Raw genomic sequence first — 16,067 nt, forward strand, 5'->3', positions numbered from 1 at the left:
AAGTGTTCGGCGGTTTTCCGTCGCGACAAACGCGAAAGCGTTTGCGCGGAGATCATGCTCACGCAATTTACAGCGAGGCGGCCTGGAGCGGGAGCGGGCGATGACCGCCATGGGCACCGGCGATCAGCGCCGCGGCCTCGCGCTGCGAGAACGACTTCGAGCGCACATAGATGCGGTAATCGGCCGGGCCCTCGCTGGAGAGGTAGACCACCGGTCCGCCATCGACCGGCTGCGCGGCGATCGAGATCAATCGTGTCGACGGATTGGCATGGCAGGAGTCCGGCTCGGAACCTGGGCCGTCGTCGACCACGGCGAAGTCCGCAGCGTCAGCATCATCGGTGATCTGAACCCGCACCGTGGCGCGCTCCGGATCCTCGGTGAAGGCGACGTGCACGCCGGCGGTCCAGAACAGCGAGGTCAGCTCGACCGAGGTGTCGCCGAGCGCGATGCAGGGCTGTGAGACCGATCCGATCTCGGCGCGAGCAAACACCGCTGCCGCCAACAGGGGAACAACCGAGACCAGGATCTTGAAACGCAACATGACACTCTACTCGCGCAGGCCGCTCGGAACTCATCGGGCCTTATGGTTTGTAGAGCGTAAAGGAAACTCGTTACCACCGAGTTGATGCGCGCAATGATCAGGCCAGCTGACGCACATCCTCCGCGAGTGCGCGATAGGACAGCGCTTCGGCCAGATGCAGCCGGCCGATCTTGTCGGCGGAATCGAGATCGGCCAGCGTGCGCGCCACCCGCAGCACGCGGTGGTAGCCCCGCGCCGACAGCCGCATCGTCTCGGCGGCATCGCGCAGCAATTTCTGGCCTTGCGCATCCGGCTTGGCGATCTCCTCCAGCACGGAGGCGGGGGCCTCGGCATTGGTGCGGACCTTGGGCAGGCCGGCATCGGCATAGCGCGCGAGCTGGATGTCGCGCGCCGCCGCCACGCGCGCGGCGACGTCGGCCGATCCCTCCGCCGGCGGCGGCAGGATCAGATCGGCCGCGGTCACGGCCGGCACCTCGATGCGCAGATCGATGCGGTCCATCAGCGGACCCGAGATGCGCGCCTGGTAATCGCCGGTGCAACGGTCGATGCGGCCACGCTTGCAGGCATAGCCGGGCTCGAACGCGTTGCCGCAGCGGCACGGATTCATCGCCGCGACCAGCATGAAGCGTGCAGGGTAGGTGACGCGATGATTGGCGCGCGACACGGCGACCTCGCCGTTCTCCAGCGGCTGCCGCAGCGAATCGAGCACGCGCGGATCGAATTCGGGCAGCTCGTCGAGGAACAGCACGCCCTGATGCGCCAGCGAGATTTCGCCGGGCCTGGCGCGCATGCCGCCGCCGGTGAGCGCGGCCATGCTGGCGGAATGATGCGGCGAGCGGAACGGCCGCCGCGCCGTCAGCGCGCCGCCTTCGATCTCGCCGGCGACGGACGCGATCATCGAGACCTCGAGCAGCTCGCCCGGCGACAGCGGCGGCAGGATCGAGGGCAGCCGCGCCGCCAGCATCGATTTGCCGGCGCCGGGCGCGCCGATCATCAGCAAATGATGACCGCCGGCAGCCGCGATCTCCAGCGCGCGCTTGGCGCTTTCCTGACCCTTGATGTCGCGCAGGTCGAGCGTGGACGCCGCGGCTTCGTGCACCTTCGGCGAGGGTCGCGACAGCACCTGCGTGCCTTTGAAGTGGTTGGCGATCTGGATCAGCGAGCTTGCTGCGATAATCTGGATGTCCGGGCTCGCCCACGCCGCTTCGGAGCCGCAAGCCGCCGGGCAGATCAGCCCTTCCTCGCGCATATTGGCGCCGATGGCGGCGGGAAGAGCGCCGGCCACGGGCGCGATCGAGCCGTCCAGCCCGAGTTCGCCGAGCACGGTAAATCCGGTCAGCGCATCCGGCGGGATCGCACCAATCGCAGCCATCAGGCCGAGCGCGATCGGGAGGTCGTAATGGCTGCCCTCCTTGGGCAGGTCGGCGGGCGCCAGATTGACGATGATCCGGCGCGCCGGTAGCGCGAGGCCCGAGGCGATCAGCGCCGAGCGCACCCGCTCGCGTGCCTCCGACACCGCCTTGTCCGGCAGGCCGACGATGGCGAAGGCCGGCAGTCCCGGCGCGACCTGCACCTGCACGTCGACCGCGCGGGCCTCGATCCCCTCAAAGGCGACGGTAGAAACCCGCTGAACCATGCTCAAACCAGCCTGCCCCTTTCGCACAATTAGGGGTAGCAGAGCTCGGCCCTCTCCGCAAGAACAATAGGGGAACGATCCCCACAAGGGGAGCAAACCCTAACCAGCCCTAAACACCAAGCCGACACTACGCCTCGAATGCCGGCTTCTGTCCTCAGCACATCCCAATGAATGTCCGCTACTCCTAGGGCTACGGGATGGGCCGTGGTCTAACGGGTGAACAATTCAAATGCTTGCAAATCGCCGCAGAACCGAACGTCGGATGTGCAGCCGGCTCGCCAAGATCCATTTTGGCGCGGGCTCGCTGCCGCGGGACTGCACGATCACCGATATTTCGGACGGTGGCGTGAAAGTGGTGGCGGAATTTCTGGAAGTGCCGCCGCAATTCACCATTATCTTCGCGCCCGATTACTCCCGGCAATGCCGCCTGCGCTGGCGCATCGGCTGCGAGTTCGGCGCCGAATTCACCGATTAGGGTGTCAGGGCCGCGCTCCTTAACGGGACTTTAGCGTTAATCGGTAAGCATCTCTGATCAGTTGCCGAGTGATCAGAGTATGTCCAAGCGTTCGTCCCTCGCCTCTCCTGCGGCGAGATTGCTGCTTCCCGCACTCCTGGTGCTCGTCCTCGGCGGCTGCCAGACCGCCGGCATCGAGGATGTGACCGGCGCGCTCGGCGTCAAATCGGAAGCGGCTGTCAAGGCCGACGCCACGCCGGAAATGGACGCTTTGCGTGCGCGCTATCGTGCCAAGCCTGGTGATCCCGACGTTGCGCTTGCCTACGGCAAGGCGTTGCGCGAGAGCGGTCAACGCGCACAAGCGGTCGCGGTATTGGAGCAGGCCGTGCTCGGTCATTCCAGCAACAAGGCGCTGCTCGCTGGCTATGGCCGCGCGCTTGCCGACAACGGTAATTTCCAGCAGGCCTTCGACGTCCTCGGCCGCGCGCATTCGCCTGAGGATCCCGATTGGCGCATCCTGTCAGCGCAGGGCGCGGCGCTCGATCAGCTCGGCCGCAACGAGGAAGCGCAGCAATATTACGCCGCGGCGTTGAAGATCGTGCCGAACGAGCCGACCGTGCTGTCCAATCTCGGCCTGTCCTATATGCTGCAAAACAATCTGCCGAAGGCCGAACAGGTGCTCGGCCGCGCTTATCAACGCGATCAGAACGATGTGCGGGTCCGCGCCAATCTGGCGCTCGTGCTGGGATTGCAAGGCCGCGAGGCCGAGGCCGAAATCCTCGTGAAGGCCGACTTGCCGCCCGAGCAGGCCGCGGCCAAGGTCACTGCGCTCCGGCAACTGCTGGCGAAGAAACAGCAGCAACGGGCGGACAAATAGCCCGCCCGCATAGATTCTCTTTCCACTACGCTTGAAAAGGCCTCCGGCCTTACGACGCCTTGCGATGCGGGGCTGATCCGCGCCCCGGCTTGCCCTTCAGCCTCTTCAGCAGCGGCTCGAGCAACGAGCGCTTCGGCTTCTTCACCTCACCGCGGCCGGCGAGGCGGTTGGCCATGTTCTGAAACAGCTCGGTGGTGCGGTGGTTCTTGGAGACCTCTGCGATCATCTGGCCGTTATTGGCCGCGGTCGAAAACAGCTTCGAATCGAACGGGATCACCGCCAGCGGCTGGCTCTCCATGGTCTTGGCGAAGGCCTTGACCTCGATCTCCGCGCGCTTGTGCATGCCGACCTGGTTGAGGCAGTACAGCGGCGGCCGGTCGTTCGGTCGTGCTGCCTTCAGCACGCTCAGCATGTTCTTGGTGTTGCGCAAATTGGCGAGATCGGGCTCGGCCACGATCACGATGTCGTCGGCATTCACCAGCGCGCGCCGTGTCCAGCCGGACCATTGGTGCGGGACGTCGAGCACGATGCAGGGCGTGGTCATGCGCAGCGTGTCGAAGATGGCGTCAAAGGCTTCGGCGCCGAAATCGTAGACGCGGTCGAGGGTGACGGGCGCAGCGAGGAGGCTGAGGCGGTCGGTGCATTTGGAGAGCAGGCGCTCCATCAGCGCCGTGTCCGGCCGGTCCTGCGACAGCACAGCGTTGGCGATGCCCTGCGCCGGGTCCTGATTGTAGTCGAGGCCCGCGGTGCCGAAGGCGAGGTCGAGGTCGATCACGACCGAATCGAGCGAAAGGTCGCGGGCGATGGTCCAGGCCACATTATGCGCGACCGTGGAGGCGCCGACGCCGCCCTTGGCGCCGACCACCGCGATGACGCGGCCGGTGATGATGGCCTCGGAGGCCGAGAACAGGCTGCAGATCGAGCGGACGACATCGAGGGTTTCGACCGGTCCGATCACATAGTCGTTGACGCCGCGGCGCACCAGCTCGCGATAGGGCGCGGTGTCGTTGGGATTGCCGATCACGACGACGCGGGTGCCGGGATCGCAGACGCCGGCGAGGTCGTCGAGCCCCTCGAGGATGTCGCGCGTGCCGTCGGATTCGATCACGATCACGTTCGGCGTCGGCATCGTCTCATAGACTTCGATCGCCGCGGCAAGGCCGCCGTCCTTGGCGGTGAGATGCGCCTTGGCGAGCCGGCGGTCCTGCCCCGCCGCGGTCACCGCGGCGAGCGTTTTTTCGGTCTCGCAAAAGGCCTGCACCGAGATCCGAGGAACCGGCGCAATGTGTTCCTCGGGGTGTTGCGGATCGTCCGCGTCTTCGTCGTGGAGACGTGTCATTTGCCGGTATCGCTGAGTTTGGCCTTGTCGGAATCGGGTGAGGGGGTCGCGATCGGCGTGCCCTTGCGGTAGCGCTCGAAGGCGATGTCGCGTCGCGCGGTATAGGCGGGAGTCTCGGCGCGCGGCTGCTCGAGATCGGCGGGGTTGTCGATCATGGCGGCGAGATTGCGCTGGCTGGCGCAGCCCAGATTGAAATAGGGCCGGTTCTCGCTGTAGCCGGGATCGAGGATGTTGGGCCCGACGTCTTCCGGCCACAGCCCGCAGGGGCCTGCGACCGCGGCGATCCTGGAATAGCTCAGGCGGATGGTGGGCAGCAGCCCGGGATCTTCAGGGCGATAGGGATGCTGAACGATGGCCCGCGACGGCACGCCGCCGGATGCGAGCACGGATCGGATCTCCTGATAGGTCGCGGCCGCCGCGCGCGAATTGGCGCTGTCGACGGGGACGTCGACGACGACGGAGCCGGTGCCTTCGCGAACCCAGTCCCGCGCGATGCCCGTGACGTCCGAATGCTGCGCAGCCGAGAGGCCGCCCCTCGCCTTGCCGACGAAAATGACGATCGACTTCTTGCCTTCCTGCACCGCGATCGGGTGACGCTGACGATAGTCGGTCGGCACCGTCTGGGTGACGATCTCGCCGGCGGTGTTGCACGCGCCCAGCATGATGGAGACGCCCGTCAGTGTCAGTGCGATCCGCAGGTTGCGACGTCGATCGGCTGATGTTGTCGTCATCGTCCCCTCTAGCCCCGTTTCTTGCCGGTCCCCAAACCGTCCGTCTCAGTCGATGATGAAGCCGAAATCACCCGACGTGCCGGCGATCGGATCGACGCGGCGCGCGATGCCGTAGAGACGGTTCATGCGGCCGAGCAGCGCAGACTGCGCGTCCGAGGCCGGCGCGAAGCCGTCGTCGGGCCGTGCCAGTTCTTTCTGGGCGACCGCGCGCACCACATAGGGCGTCACGATCACCATCAGCTCGGTTTCGTTGTTGACGAAGTCCTGGCTGCGGAACAGCGCGCCGATAATCGGCACCTGGTCGACGCCGGGCAGGCCGTTGATCGCCTGCTTGGTCTTCTGCTGGATCAGGCCGGCCATCGCCATCGAGCCACCCGAGGGAATTTCCAGCGTGGTCTCCGCGCGGCGGGTCTGAATTGAGGGAATGGTGATCGAGTTGCTCGAGTTCGAGGACACCGCCTGCGTCAGCGTGATGGCGTTCGTATTCGATAGCTCCGAGACCTCGGTCATCACGCGCAGGCTGATGCGGCCTTCGGCCAGCACGACCGGGGTGAAGTTCAGGGAGATGCCGAATTTCTTGTAGGTGACCTGGGTGGTACAGACGTGGGTGACCGGATCGCAGGAATAGCCTGCGGGAATCGGGAATTCGCCGCCGGCGATGAAGGTGGCGGATTCGCCCGAGATCGCTGTCAGGCTCGGCTCGGCGAGGGTGCGCATGACGCCGGCGCTTTCCATCGCGCGCATGGTGGCGCTGACGGTGGCGAAGCCCTTGGCGAGGCCGGCGACGCCGAGCCCGTTGCTGCCGACGATCGGCCCGCCCGAGACCGAGAACGGGTTGGAATTGTTGAAATTCACCACCGCCGTGCCGGCATTCAGGCTGGCGCTGAGATCGACCCCGAGCTGCTTGACGATGTCGCGGCGCACTTCGCCGACGACGACCTTGAGCATCACCTGGTCGCGGCCGCGCACGACGATGTTGTTGACGACCTTGTCCGAACCGCCGACGAGTTTTGCGGCGACGTCGCCGGCCTGCTGTGCCTCGACCGGGCTCGACACCGACCCGGTCAGCATCACGCTGTCGCCGACGCCTTCGATCTGCACGCCGGGCAGGGACTGGCGAAGGGCCGCGCGCATGCCGTTGAGATCGCGCTTCACCGCGATGTCGTAGGAGGCGACCTGCTGGCCGTCGGCGGTGAAGAACACGACGTTGGTCTGGCCGACCTGGCCGCCGATGATATAGGCGCGCTGGGACGAGCGGATGACGGCATTGGCGATCTTGGGATCGGCCACCAGCACGTCCTTGACCTCGCGGGGCAGGTCGACGACGACGGATTTTCCGACGCCAAGGGAGAGAAAACGCGACCTCGCGGGCGCGATCGTCGCGACCGACGATACCTCGAGATCCGGCGCCTGCATCGGTGCCTGGTCGCCGACCGGCGCATCAGCGGCGCTGATGCGGTCGGGTGCTGCGAGCAGCCCCAGCATCAGCATCGTCCCGGTCAGGAACGAGCGCGCGCGCTTCCCCCGAATGCGCAGGCCCGTCCGATCATCCCCGTCCTTCATGCTATCCCCATCATCACTTCTGTGACGTCAGTTGCCGCGCCTGTACCCCGTAGCGGATCACGTTGACGCCGTCGGAACGCTTGGCCGTCTGTTCCTCGACCGGACTCTCCACGGCCTTGGCATCGGCGATGCTCCGCAGCGCGAGCTGGAGCGTGCCGCCCTGGCGCGCGGCCGACAGCGTGGCGACTTGATCCGGCTTGAGCTCGAGCGTGACGGTCTTGCCGATCACTGCGTTCTGGCCGTCCTTTTCCTTCGGCGCCTGGTCGATCGCGAGCACGCGGATGTTGCTCAGGATGACCTCGGACAGGATGAGGTCGTTGCCGCCGTTGGCGACATCGGGATTCTTCAGGCGACGGGTCAAGACGATGTCGACGTGGTCGTTCGGCAGAATGAAGCCGCCGGCGCCGGTCTCGGCGGAGATCTCGGTGGAGACGGCGCGCATGCCCGACGGCAGGATCGCAGCCATGAATCCGGAGCCGTCGGCCTTGACCAGCTTCTGCTCGCGGATCGGCTCGCCCTGCATCAACGGTACGCGCGCGATCGAGCCGGCGATCTGGCTCTGCGCCTCCGGCCTGTTGTCGCGGCGAATGAAGGCGCTGCTCGCAGTCGCGGCCGGCCAGGTCTGCCATTGCAGGTCCTCGGGCTTGAGGGCCTGGCCGAGCTGAATGTCGTTCTTGGCGATGAGGACTTCGACCGTCGGCAGTTTCTCGGCAACGGGCACGGCGGGCGCGGGCGCATTCTGATAGCCGCTCGCCAGATACGCAGCGACGCCGCCAGCGGCCAGCGCGATGACGAGAACGACAATGCGTGCGGTGTTCATACGCTTTTACTCATACGCGGGGCACTCGAACCGCACCTGGCGTGTTCCCCCGTATCGATGAGTAGGGAGTAAAAGTATAAGGGGTGTTGCGAGGCCGAACCCGATGACCGGCCGCGTTGCTGGTTCTCCGCAGATGGTGAACGCGGCGTTAGCTGGCCGGCCAGCGGCCCCGTAGTTTCACGCAGCTCGCGGCCCGCGCGTGGACGCGGCGCATCATGGTGAACGGGTGGTTAGTGCGCGCCAAGTGGCTTGGCTACGAGCTGAGGCTACTTCGCCCGCTTCTGCTCGATCACGTCCCAGATCTTCGCCGCAACGTCAGGACCGCCGAGCTTTGCAATGGCGCGGATGCCGGTGGGCGAGGTGACGTTGATCTCGGTGAGGTTGCCGTTGATGACGTCGATGCCGACGAACAACAGGCCGCGCTCGCGCAGCGCCGGGCCGACCGTGGCGCAGATCTCGCGCTCGCGCGGGGTGAGCTCGGTCTCCTGCGCGGCGCCGCCGCGCACCATGTTGGAGCGAAGGTCGTCCGCGGCCGGCACGCGGTTCACCGCGCCGGCGAACTCGCCGTTGACCAGGATGATGCGCTTGTCGCCATGCTTCACCTCGGGGATGAACTGCTGGATCACCCAGGGCTCCCTGAAGGTGACCGAGAACATGTCGAACAGCGAGCCGAAATTCATGTCCTGCGGCATCACGCGGAACACCGCCGCGCCGCCGTGGCCATGCAGCGGCTTCATCACCACGGCGCCGTGCTTGTCGCGGAACGCGTTGATCTCGTCGAGATCGCGCGAGATCAGCGTCGGCGGCATCAGCTGCGGAAAATTCATCACGAACAGCTTTTCCGGCGCGTTGCGGACCGAGGCCGGATCGTTGACCACCAGCGTCTTCGGATGAATGCGCTCCAGAAGATGCGTCGAGGTGATGTAGGAGAGGTCGAACGGCGGGTCCTGGCGCAGCAGCACCACGTCAAAGCCGTTGAGCGCCTCGCGCCTGGGCTCACCCAGCGTGAAGTGGTTGCCGGGCTCGTCGCGCACGGTCAGGAGCTGAACCGGAGCGACGATCTCCTCCCCGACCATCGAGAGCTTGTCGGGCGTGTAATAGGACAGGCCATGGCCGCGCTTCTGCGCCTCCAGAAGCAGCGCAAAGGTGGAATCGCCCTTGATGTTGATGCGGGCGATGGGATCCATCTGGACGGCGACGTTCAGTTTCATGGTCTGCCTTTCAGGTCGAGGCGTCGAATGCCGCCAACACATGGCGCGGAAGTGAGCGCGGCGCAATCAGCATGGCGTCGAATCGCAATTCGAATTCGGCATGCTCGGGATGCGCTACGAGCCAGCCTTGCGCGGCGTCGATGATGCGCCGCTGCTGGCGCGGCGTCACGGCGAAAGCGGCATCGTCCAGCGTCGCCCTCGCCTTGACCTCGACGAAGGCGATCAGATTGCGGCGGCGCGCCACGATGTCGATCTCGCCATGCGGGGTGCGGTAGCGCTTGGCGAGGATGCGATAGCCCTTCGCCATCAGATAGGCGGCGGCACGGCTCTCGGCCGAGATGCCGGTGCGGAACGCGGCGAGCCGCTCCGGCGAGGCGACCTTTGGCTCCCGGGGGATATCAGTCTTCGCCATCGCCGCCCTGCAAATCTTTTGCAAGCTCAAGGGCGCGGGCATAGACCTCGCGGCGCGGGCGTCCCGAGAGCGCGACGGCATGCGCCACCGCGTCCTTGACGCTGTGCGTGGCGAGCTGTTCGCGCAAGAGACTGTCCAGCGCATCCGCTGTCAGCACCTCGGCGTCGGCTGCTGGCGGAGCGATCACCAGCACGAATTCGCCGCGCGTTTCCAGTGCGTCAGCATCGCGCGCGAGATCGGCCAGCTTTGCGCGCGAAATTTCCTCATGCAGCTTCGTCAGCTCGCGGCAGATCGCGGCCTCGCGCGTGCCCATGATCTCGGCGAGTTCGGTGAGCGTATCCTGCACACGGTTGCCGGATTCGAACATCACCAGCGTCGCATCGATGCGGGCGAGTTCGACAAGGCGCGCGCGGCGCGCGGCGGATTTGGTCGGCAAAAAACCCTCGAAGAAGAAGCGGTCGGTCGGCAGCGCGGCGACCGACAACGCGGCGAGCACGGAGGATGGGCCCGGCAGCGCGTACACCGCATGGCCGGCGGCGCAGACCTCGCGCACCAGCTTGAAGCCGGGATCGGAGATCAGCGGCGTGCCGGCGTCCGATACCAGCGCGATCGAGCCGCCCTGCCCCAGCGCCTCCAGGATTTTTGGGCGCGCGGCTTCGGCGTTGTGCTCGTGATATTGCTTGAGCGTTGCTGCGATGGCGTAGCGCTCGGTCAGGCGCCGTGTGATGCGGGTGTCTTCGCAGGCAATGACATCGACACCGGCGAGGGTCTGGAGCGCGCGCAGCGTGATGTCGCCGAGATTGCCGATCGGGGTTGCGACCAGGTGGAGGCCCGGTGCCGCCTTCGGCGCAGGAAGCCGGTGCGCATCGATGGAGAAACCGCGCGAGGCGGCATCTTCAGCTTCAGGCGTATTTATCGGGGCCGGCTTTGCGCGCATAATCAGGTCAACTTAGGCACGATCCGCCGGGCTGGGAACCGGCTCGCCGAAAAAGATCGTGCCGAGGTGAGGGGGCGAGCAACGGACGGGAATGTGAGCGATCCAGGATCACGTCGAGAGGGAGTGAGGGCCCTCGCGCCATATTCGCGACCGAAACGCCGCCTTGATGCTGCGTGAGCGAGGGCAAACAGCTGCCGGACGGAAAGGCGGTCGCGTTAAACCGCCATTATCCTTTTGTTTCGGTTAACTATTTGCCGACAATATGCCTGAATCCGCGGCTTGTGTCGTGGAAGAATGTCGTGACCGGCTGGCGAGAAGGCGGGTCAGAAGAGAAGCTGCCATGGTGGGCCCGCGTTATCCAAAGTCTCCCGTTCCGGGGTCCCTGATGTCAGGGGCCACCCGAAGGAGCGCGCTCGGCCTGTTGCTGGGGGCACCCCTGCTGTCGGCCTGCGCCGGCGTGCAGCAAAGTCTCAGCCAGTTCTCCAACCCGTTCAGCAATTCCTCCGCGCCGCCGGCCCAGCCGGCCGGCCCGCCGCAGCAGGCCACGACTGCGGGCACCGGCGGGGTGAAAGTCGCGGTGATCCTGCCGCTCTCGGCCGCCGGCAATGCCGGCCTTGCCGCGCAGTCCATGCGCAACGCCGCCGAAATGGCGCTGGCCGAGTTCCAGAACCCGAACATCCAGCTCCTGATCAAGGACGACAATGGCAGCCCGCAAGGCGCGCAGGCCAGCGCGCAGCAGGCGGTCGACGAGGGCGCCGAGATCATCCTCGGACCGCTGTTCGCACAATCGGTGCCGGCGGTAGCGCAGGTCGCGCGGACGCGCGGCATCTCGGTGATCGCCTTCTCGACCGATTCCAGCATCGCTGGCCGCGGCGTCTATCTGCTCAGCTTCCTGCCGGAGTCCGACGTCAATCGCATCGTCGAATATTCCGCCAGCATCGGAAAGCGCTCGGTCGCCGTGCTCGTGCCCGACAATGCCTATGGCAACGTCGTCGAGGCCGCCGTGAAGGCGGCGGTGCCGCGGCGCGGCGGGCGCATCGTCGCCTTCGAAAAATACGGCGCCGATCGCGCCACGCCGGCGCGCACTGTCGCCCAGCAGCTCGGCAGCGCGGATGCGCTGTTCATGGCCGATGACGGCGATGCCGTCGTGTCGGTGGCGGACGCCATGACCGCTGCGGGCGCGAATTTGCGCAACATCCAGCTGCTCGGCACCGGCCTGTGGGACAGTCCGCGCGTCTATGCCAGCGCCGCCCTGCAAGGCGGTCTCTACGCCGCGCCGGACCCGGCCGGTTTTCGCGCATTCTCCGGCCGTTACCGTACCAAATACGGCGCCGAGCCGATCCGCACCGCGACGCTCGCCTATGACGCGGTCGCCCTCGTCGCCGCCCTCGCCCGCACCCAAGGCACGACGCGCTTCTCGCCCGACGTGCTCACCAACCCTTCGGGTTTCGCCGGCATCGACGGCCTGTTCCGCTTCCGCGCCGATGGCACCAATGAACGCGGTCTCGCGGTGATGAAGGTGACGCAGGGTGGCGGCGTTGCGGTCGCGGGCTCGCCGAAGAGTTTTGGGGCGTAGCTCAGGACGCCGCTGCCGTACGGTGGGCAAAGGCGCACTTGCGCCGTGCCCACGATCTCTTAGCTAGATCGCATAGAATTGGTGGGCACGCTCCGCTTGCCCACCCTGCGGCGTCTCGCTACGCCGCGAGATCCGCGACCACCGCGTCCAGCACCGGAAATCCGCTGCTGGTCACGCGCAAGCGTCCCGTCGCATCGACGGTAATCGCGCCTTCTTCGCGCAGCAGAGCGATGCGTTTGGGATCGAGCGTCCGGCCGGACAGGGCTCTGTAGCGCTCGGGGTCGATGCCTTCCGCGAGGCGCAATCCCATCAGCAAGAATTCGTCGGCCCGCTCCTCGCTGTTGAGGAGGTCGTCGGTGACGATGCCGTGACCGTTGGTCTCGACCCGCATCAGCCAGGCTTCCGGACGCTTCTCGGTGGCGGTGGCATGCCTCACGCCGTCGATGTCGAGCCGGCCGTGCGCGCCCGGGCCGATGCCGGCATATTCGTCGCCGCGCCAGTAGACCAGATTGTGCCGGCACTCGGCGCCCTGCCGCGCGTGGTTGGAGATCTCGTAGGCGGGCAGGCCGAGCTTGTCGCAGCTTTCCTGCGTGACGTCGTAGAGCGCGCGCGCAACCGCTTCGTCCGGCGTCTTCAATTTGCCGGCCTGGTGCAGGCCGAAGAACGGCGTGCCTTCCTCGATCGTCAATTGATACAGCGACAGATGCTCGGCCGCCTCATCGATCGCGAGACGAAGTTCATCGGCCCACATCGCTGGCGTCTGGTCGGGGCGGGCGTAGATCAGGTCGAACGAGTAACGATCGAACGAGCGGCGTGCGATGGCGACGGCATCGAGCGCCTCGCGCGCGCTGTGCATCCGGCCCAGCGCCTTCAGCGAGGCATCGTCGAGCGCTTGCACGCCGAGCGAGACCCGATTGACGCCGGCGGTGCGATAGCCGGCAAAGCGCGTGGCCTCGACGCTGGTCGGGTTCGCCTCCAGCGTGACTTCGACGTTGGTTGCGACGGTCCAGTGCTTGCCGATGGCGTCGAGCACGGCGCCGACGGTTGCAGGCTGCATCAATGATGGCGTGCCGCCGCCGAGAAAGATCGAGGTGACCTCGCGGCCGGGCGAACGCTGCGCGGTCGTTTCAATCTCACGCGCGAAGGCGGAGGCGAAGCGCGCTTCATCGATCGGGGCGTGGCGGACGTGGCTGTTGAAATCGCAATAGGGACATTTCGACAGGCAGAACGGCCAGTGCACGTAGACGCCGAAGGCTTCCTTAGCGTGGCTCAAGGCAGATCTCCGCCAGTTTCACGAAGGCGCGGGCGCGGTGCGACAGGCCGAGCCCAAGCGGCGGCAGGCCGTGCTTCTCGATGCTTTCCATTTCGCCGAAAGTGCGGTTGTGGCCGTCCGGCAGGAACATCGGATCGTAGCCGAAGCCGGCAGTGCCGCGCGGCGGCCAGACCAGCGTGCCGTCGACGCGCGCCTCGACCTCTTCGAGATGATCGTCGGGCCAGGCGACGCAGAGTGCGGAGACGAAGTGCGCCTTGCGCTTGTCAGGGGTGGTGGCACCGCGCTCCTGCAACAGGCGCTCGATCTGCGCCATCGCCGCGTTGAAATCCTTGGACGGGCCCGCCCAGCGCGCGCTGTAGATGCCGGGGGCGCCGTCGAGCGCGTCGACCACGATGCCGGAATCATCGGCGAAGGCCGGAAGCTTGGTCGCCTGCGCCGCCGCGATCGCCTTGATCGCCGCGTTGCTGCGGAAATCGCCGCCGGTCTCTTCAGGCTCGGCGAGGCCGAGCTCGCCGGCCGACACCGCCGCGATGCCGTACGGCGCAAGCAGCTCCCGCATCTCGGCAAGCTTGCCGGGATTATGGGTCGCGATGACGAGCTTGTCCGTGATTCGGCGGTGCATGGGCCTATTGACTACGCCACAGCCAGTTTCTGCAAGTCCACCAGGCGCGCGATGCCTTTCTGGGCCAGCGCCATCAGCTTCAGGAACTCGTCCTGCGTAAAGGGTTCGCGTTCCGCCGTGCCCTGCACCTCGATGATGCGGCCATCGCCGGTCATGACGAAATTGGCGTCGGTCTGGGCTTCCGAATCCTCGGCGTAGTCGAGATCGAGCACCGGCGTGCCGTTGTAGATGCCGCACGAGATCGCAGCGACGTTGTCGCGCATCACATTAGCCTTGATCATGTTGCGCGTCTTCATCCAGTTGATGCAATCGGCGAGGGCGACCCAGGCACCGGTGATCGAGGCCGTGCGCGTGCCGCCGTCGGCCTGGAGCACGTCGCAATCGACCGTGATCTGGCGCTCACCGAGCGCTTCGAGATCGACGATGGTGCGAAGCGAGCGGCCGATCAGGCGCTGAATCTCGACGGTGCGGCCGCTTTGCTTGCCGGCGGAGGCCTCGCGACGGGTGCGTTCGGAGGTCGCGCGCGGCAGCATGCCGTATTCGGCGGTGACCCAGCCGCGGCCCTGGCCCTTCAGCCACGGCGGCAGGCGGTCTTCCAGCGTGGCGGTGACCAGCACATGGGTGTCGCCGAATTTCACGAGGCACGAGCCTTCCGCATATTTGACCACGCCGCGCTCCAGCGTCACGGGGCGCAATTCGTCGGGCGCACGGCGGCTTGGCCGCATGGGAATCCTCCAAAACTCTCGGAAATGGGCTGTTCGCGGTGCTTGTAGGTGGGGTCAGGGTGGGCGGCAAGGTTTTTTCACCCCTTGATTTCGCGCCAGCAAACGCCACGCTTGTCAGAAGCGCCCGGGATGGACAAATTATGAGCACCTGAGAGGAGTTACGTCTGTGGCCCATCACGATCCGATCCATCTGATCGCGCCGGGCGCAGGTCTTGCCCAGCTCAACGAGCGTTCCCGCGATATCTTTCGTCAAATTGTCGAAAGCTATCTGGCGACCGGCGAGCCCGTGGGCTCGCGCAATATCTCGCGCCTGATCGCGATGCCGCTGTCGCCGGCTTCGGTCCGCAACGTCATGGCCGATCTGGAACACCTCGGCCTGATCTACGCGCCCCACACCTCCGCTGGCCGGCTGCCGACGGAACTGGGCTTGCGCTTTTTCGTCGATGCCCTGATGCAGGTCGGCGACCTCACTGAAGCCGAGCGTGCGGCGATCCAGAGCCAGCTTGCCACCGTAGGCCAGGCGCAATCGGTGGAGGCGGCGCTGGACCAGGCGCTGACGCGGCTGTCGGGACTGACCCGTGCCGCCGCGGTGGTGCTGACGCCGAAATCCAATGCGCGGCTGAAACACATCGAATTCGTCCGTCTGGAACCGGAAAAGGCGCTGGTGATCCTGGTCGGCGAGGACGGCCAGGTCGAAAACCGCGTGCTGTCGCTGCCGCCCGGAGTTCCCTCCTCGGCGATCACCGAGGCGGGCAATTTCCTCAATGCGCGAATCCGCGGCCGCACCTTGGCCGAGGCGCGGCTCGAACTCGAGACTGCACTCGGGGAAGCCCGCGCCGAACTCGATCAGCTGACGCAGAAGGTGATCTCGGCCGGAATCGCCAGCTGGTCCGGCGGCGAGAACGAGGACCGCCAGCTCATCGTCCGCGGCCACGCCAATCTGCTGGAGGATCTGCACGCGCTGGAGGATCTGGAGCGGGTGCGCCTTTTGTTCGACGATCTCGAGACCAAGCGCGGGGTCATCGACCTCTTGGGCCGCGCCGAGACCGCGGAAGGCGTGCGCATCTTCATCGGCAGCGAGAACAAGCTGTTTTCCCTGTCGGGCTCCTCCACCATCATCTCGCCCTATCGGGATGCCGCCGGCCACATCGTCGGCGTCCTCGGCGTGATCGGCCCGACCCGGCTGAATTATGCCCGCGTGATCCCGACCGTGGACTACGCCGCCCGCATCGTCAGCCGCCTTTTGGGAGGCTGACCCGCGTTTCGCCGATCACGGGCGCTTGATTTTCGTGGCTCCAGGCCCGATATCCGGGCCAACAATCCCTGGAAACGAGTTCGAGATTAGAGCCG

The 16,067-nt window shown here is 66.2% G+C and carries 16 protein-coding genes; 4 read left to right on the plus strand and 12 right to left on the minus strand.

The features are described 5' to 3' along the window. Nucleotides 1-67: 67 nt before the first annotated feature. Together IVB28_RS08050 and IVB28_RS08055 are read right to left on the minus strand one after the other, a co-directional pair. Complete coding sequence (locus IVB28_RS08050; RefSeq protein ID WP_247525541.1) at nucleotides 68-541, minus strand: hypothetical protein; 474 nt, start codon at nucleotides 539-541, stop codon at nucleotides 68-70. 97 nt (nucleotides 542-638) lie between these two features. Beyond that, a complete protein-coding gene (locus IVB28_RS08055) occupies nucleotides 639-2,177 on the minus strand; it encodes a YifB family Mg chelatase-like AAA ATPase (protein ID WP_247525542.1) in 1,539 nt (512 codons plus the stop codon). 229 nt (nucleotides 2,178-2,406) lie between these two features. On the opposite strand from IVB28_RS08055, the gene IVB28_RS08060 reads away from it, so the two are divergent. Beyond that, the gene (locus tag IVB28_RS08060; RefSeq protein WP_247525544.1) at nucleotides 2,407-2,652 is read left to right on the plus strand and encodes a PilZ domain-containing protein; all 246 of its coding nucleotides are present in this window, start codon (nucleotides 2,407-2,409) and stop codon (nucleotides 2,650-2,652) included. A 79-nt stretch (nucleotides 2,653-2,731) separates the two neighbouring features. Then, nucleotides 2,732-3,508: a tetratricopeptide repeat protein gene (locus IVB28_RS08065; RefSeq protein WP_247525545.1), complete on the plus strand. Its 777-nt coding sequence runs from the start codon at nucleotides 2,732-2,734 to the stop codon at nucleotides 3,506-3,508. A gap of 49 nt (nucleotides 3,509-3,557) precedes the next feature. On the opposite strand, the gene IVB28_RS08070 is transcribed toward IVB28_RS08065, so the two are convergent. The 7 genes from IVB28_RS08070 to rsmI form a co-directional block, all read right to left on the minus strand. Then, a complete protein-coding gene (locus tag IVB28_RS08070) occupies nucleotides 3,558-4,847 on the minus strand; it encodes an AAA family ATPase (protein WP_247525546.1) in 1,290 nt (429 codons plus the stop codon). Then, a complete protein-coding gene (locus tag IVB28_RS08075) occupies nucleotides 4,844-5,578 on the minus strand; it encodes a CpaD family pilus assembly protein (protein ID WP_247525547.1) in 735 nt (244 codons plus the stop codon). Before IVB28_RS08075 ends, IVB28_RS08070 begins: the two co-directional genes overlap by 4 nt. Before the next feature lie 45 nt (nucleotides 5,579-5,623). After that, nucleotides 5,624-7,141: a type II and III secretion system protein family protein gene (locus IVB28_RS08080; protein WP_247525548.1), complete on the minus strand. Its 1,518-nt coding sequence runs from the start codon at nucleotides 7,139-7,141 to the stop codon at nucleotides 5,624-5,626. Nucleotides 7,142-7,154: 13 nt separating this feature from the next. Beyond that, entirely contained in the window at nucleotides 7,155-7,961 is an 807-nt protein-coding gene (gene cpaB / locus IVB28_RS08085) for a Flp pilus assembly protein CpaB (RefSeq protein WP_247525549.1), read from the minus strand. Nucleotides 7,962-8,227: 266 nt separating this feature from the next. Then, nucleotides 8,228-9,172 carry a glutathione synthase gene (gshB, locus tag IVB28_RS08090; RefSeq protein WP_247525550.1) on the minus strand — a complete coding sequence of 315 codons (945 nt, stop codon included), beginning with the start codon at nucleotides 9,170-9,172 and terminating at the stop codon, nucleotides 8,228-8,230. Between the two features lie 10 nt (nucleotides 9,173-9,182). Then, nucleotides 9,183-9,584 carry a YraN family protein gene (locus IVB28_RS08095; protein ID WP_247525551.1) on the minus strand — a complete coding sequence of 134 codons (402 nt, stop codon included), beginning with the start codon at nucleotides 9,582-9,584 and terminating at the stop codon, nucleotides 9,183-9,185. Next, a complete protein-coding gene (rsmI, locus tag IVB28_RS08100) occupies nucleotides 9,571-10,521 on the minus strand; it encodes a 16S rRNA (cytidine(1402)-2'-O)-methyltransferase (RefSeq protein WP_247525552.1) in 951 nt (316 codons plus the stop codon). The genes IVB28_RS08095 and rsmI overlap by 14 nt, the downstream gene beginning before the upstream one ends. Before the next feature lie 340 nt (nucleotides 10,522-10,861). Here rsmI and IVB28_RS08105 point away from each other — a divergent pair, with 340 nt between their 5' ends. Further along, nucleotides 10,862-12,097, plus strand: coding sequence for a penicillin-binding protein activator (locus tag IVB28_RS08105; protein WP_247525553.1), 1,236 nt, complete (start codon nucleotides 10,862-10,864; stop codon nucleotides 12,095-12,097). 118 nt (nucleotides 12,098-12,215) lie between these two features. Here IVB28_RS08105 and hemW read toward each other — a convergent pair whose 3' ends face one another. The 3 genes from hemW to rph are packed head-to-tail and all read right to left on the minus strand — an operon-like array spanning nucleotide 12,216 to nucleotide 14,717. After that, nucleotides 12,216-13,370 carry a radical SAM family heme chaperone HemW gene (gene hemW, locus IVB28_RS08110; RefSeq protein ID WP_247525554.1) on the minus strand — a complete coding sequence of 385 codons (1,155 nt, stop codon included), beginning with the start codon at nucleotides 13,368-13,370 and terminating at the stop codon, nucleotides 12,216-12,218. After that, complete coding sequence (rdgB, locus tag IVB28_RS08115; RefSeq protein ID WP_247525555.1) at nucleotides 13,357-13,992, minus strand: RdgB/HAM1 family non-canonical purine NTP pyrophosphatase; 636 nt, start codon at nucleotides 13,990-13,992, stop codon at nucleotides 13,357-13,359. Before rdgB ends, hemW begins: the two co-directional genes overlap by 14 nt. 11 nt (nucleotides 13,993-14,003) lie before the next feature. After that, the gene (gene rph, locus IVB28_RS08120; protein WP_247525556.1) at nucleotides 14,004-14,717 is read right to left on the minus strand and encodes a ribonuclease PH; all 714 of its coding nucleotides are present in this window, start codon (nucleotides 14,715-14,717) and stop codon (nucleotides 14,004-14,006) included. A gap of 166 nt (nucleotides 14,718-14,883) precedes the next feature. Between rph and hrcA the strand changes: the two genes are divergently transcribed. Beyond that, a complete protein-coding gene (gene hrcA, locus IVB28_RS08125) occupies nucleotides 14,884-15,972 on the plus strand; it encodes a heat-inducible transcriptional repressor HrcA (RefSeq protein ID WP_247525557.1) in 1,089 nt (362 codons plus the stop codon). Nucleotides 15,973-16,067 lie beyond the last annotated feature (95 nt).

The sequence above is a fragment of the Bradyrhizobium sp. 199 genome (assembly GCF_023073355.1).
In the GTDB taxonomy this organism is placed as follows: domain Bacteria; phylum Pseudomonadota; class Alphaproteobacteria; order Rhizobiales; family Xanthobacteraceae; genus Bradyrhizobium.